Annotated in this window: 3 protein-coding genes and 1 tRNA gene; 3 read left to right on the top strand and 1 reads right to left on the bottom strand. The window is 37.6% G+C overall.

The genetic code is table 11. The annotated features are described in order from the left end of the window. Window positions 1-982 precede the first annotated feature (982 nt). The 3 genes from F6K13_RS35910 to F6K13_RS29530 all read left to right on the top strand — a co-directional run bounded on the left by F6K13_RS35910 (window position 983) and on the right by F6K13_RS29530 (window position 1,679). On the top strand, window positions 983-1,144 hold the full coding sequence (locus tag F6K13_RS35910) for a hypothetical protein (RefSeq protein WP_375339368.1): 162 nt from the start codon (window positions 983-985) through the stop codon (window positions 1,142-1,144). Window positions 1,145-1,222: 78 nt separating this feature from the next. Then, the gene (locus F6K13_RS35905) at window positions 1,223-1,519 is read left to right on the top strand and encodes an adenylate/guanylate cyclase domain-containing protein (protein WP_375339367.1); all 297 of its coding nucleotides are present in this window, start codon (window positions 1,223-1,225) and stop codon (window positions 1,517-1,519) included. An 89-nt stretch (window positions 1,520-1,608) separates the two neighbouring features. Next, window positions 1,609-1,679, top strand: a tRNA-Gly gene (locus tag F6K13_RS29530). A gap of 310 nt (window positions 1,680-1,989) precedes the next feature. On the opposite strand, the gene F6K13_RS29525 is transcribed toward F6K13_RS29530, so the two are convergent. Further along, window positions 1,990-2,196: a hypothetical protein gene (locus F6K13_RS29525; RefSeq protein WP_287289341.1), complete on the bottom strand. Its 207-nt coding sequence runs from the start codon at window positions 2,194-2,196 to the stop codon at window positions 1,990-1,992. Window positions 2,197-2,233: the final 37 nt, after the last annotated feature.

Genomic DNA, 2,233 nt, shown 5'->3' with positions numbered 1-2,233 from the left:
TAGTTCATCGGAAATATAGCATTAATGCATGGGAATTGGTATAATCTCGTAGCTTTCTGTGACAATATTGTGGCTCACGGGGTGAAAAGCACCTCAAAACTATTGTGATATAAGGGTTTCAACTATTAAAACTCTGTATCAAAAAGATTTTTCCTGTTTGATCATGATCATCATTTGTAGAGAAGGGTGAGGTACACTTCCCGTACCTCACCCTTGTTCCCTAATTTGAGTTGATTTTTATGTCAATTATTGATCTAGCGCTATGCGCAGGCAACAGTTCCGGAAGGCAACAGCTCCGGAAGGGGGAATAAAAAACCGATAATATAAGACTTCTAGCTATTGGACAGTTATTGTAATTTGTCAATATGCCAGCGCACATTGCTATAGTAGCCATCAGCCACATTTTATGCTCAAAAAGTCGGTCCACTTACACACAGAGACCGACCCAAATGCAATTTTTATCATTGTATGAATCATATTTTCCACAATCTTTGACCAATACTCAACTTCCAACTTGAAAAATTTTCGCCCAGGTTAATTACTGTCCAAAAAACTGTCAAAATAGAAAGGCTGGCAGCTTGTTTTCCTTGGCCCATTAAATCTGAAAGCCGTCGAAAACATATACAAAGATTTTTAAGATTATTTTCCTGAAGTCTTGCCTTGTTTTGGTTCCCTATGATTACAATGATTATCAGTAGAAAATTTTCTGATGGTAGTCGATTAATTCTAACTATAGATAGAACACAATGGACAGATCAGAATATATTTGTCATAGGAGTTATCTACCAAAAACGAGCCTCATCTATTTATTGGCAAGTTTGAGAAAAAAAAGGTAGTAGTAATTTAGGACAACAGAAGGCAGTTATTTGGCCAGTTTGACGTTGATTGAAAAAAGATCAACTTGTGATGATTGGAGACCGGGAATTTTGCTAACCCAAAGCTCCGCTAACATGGTGTCAAATTATCACACTGGTCGAATATTTTGCAAGCTCGTAGAATAGGTGAGTTGTTAAATGAATATTTAGCAGAGATGACAAAAGCCATTTTTGCTAATGGTGTTACTGTGGATAAGTTTGTGGGAGATGCTGTGATGGCAATTTATGGTTCACCTGAAGAGTTGACAGCAGATGAGCAGGTGCAATGAGCAGTGGCTTCAGCTAGGGCCATGTTAAAAGCTTTGGATAAATTATTGGATAAATTAAATGAGAGGTGACAAAATCTGGTGTTAATTGGCCCGAATGGGGCTTCACCAGTGAGGTTTCGTTGTGGTATTCATCAGGGTAATGCTGTAGTGGGAATGTTTAGTGGTGCAGAGCGGTCTGATTATACAGCTATTGGCCCATCGGTAAATATTGCAGCTCGGCTACAGGAAGCTGCAGAGCCAAATACAATTTTGGTATCGCAGACTGTTGCTAACTATGTGGATAGTCGAGAGGTGAAAAAGTCTGGGTATCTGAAGTTGAAAGGTATAGATCAAGAGGTTTTAGGTTTTGTAGTTAGTCGAGACTCTATAACTTAAAGCTCAGATGGCAGTAAATATGATCTAAAAATTTTTTCTTCTGGACTTGTTGCAATTCTAGAAAAGTGTGTTATAGTAAAGAAACAACTGCGGGTGTAGTTTAGTGGTAAAACCTTAGCCTTCCAAGCTAATGATGGGGGTTCGATTCCCCCTACCCGCTTATAATTTAAAATAACGAGTTTACAACTTTTCAACCTTCTTTCTTTACTAGACAGATGAAAAAATATGGAAATGTGTACAAAAACCGTACAAAGAAGCTTACTTAAACCTAACTAAAATTGGCCAATTTTTAATGGCTTGTTTAACTATAAAGGGAATTACGTCGATGCCTTAAAAATGGCTAGAACCCGTGCTTATTCAGGATTTATGCCTTTTTGAGGTAAAAGCCTCTGCCTATCTATATTTGAGCCAATTTTGTGGCTTTAGTAGCGTTGCTGACTTGGGGTATGATTTGTATTTTTTGGCGATTGCTAAACTATATTAATGACAAATATTTGAGATTCTTCAGTTTTTATTTTCATACCTTGATTCAGCAACGCCGCTTTATTTTGTGTAAGTCCCACATTGTATAAATAATTCCACTGCATACCCAACCTACTGTATCTTTCTCCTTTTCCTCCTCTTACTTCTTTCTTTCCTCCTGACTTCTGACTCCTGACTCCTGACTCCTCTCTCAACCCATAATATTGCTAAAAAACTCTATTGTTTCTTTCA

Source organism: Okeania sp. SIO2B9 (genome assembly GCF_010672505.1).
In the GTDB taxonomy this organism is placed as follows: domain Bacteria; phylum Cyanobacteriota; class Cyanobacteriia; order Cyanobacteriales; family Microcoleaceae; genus Okeania; species Okeania hirsuta.
This window is presented reverse-complemented; position numbering and strand designations above follow the sequence as displayed.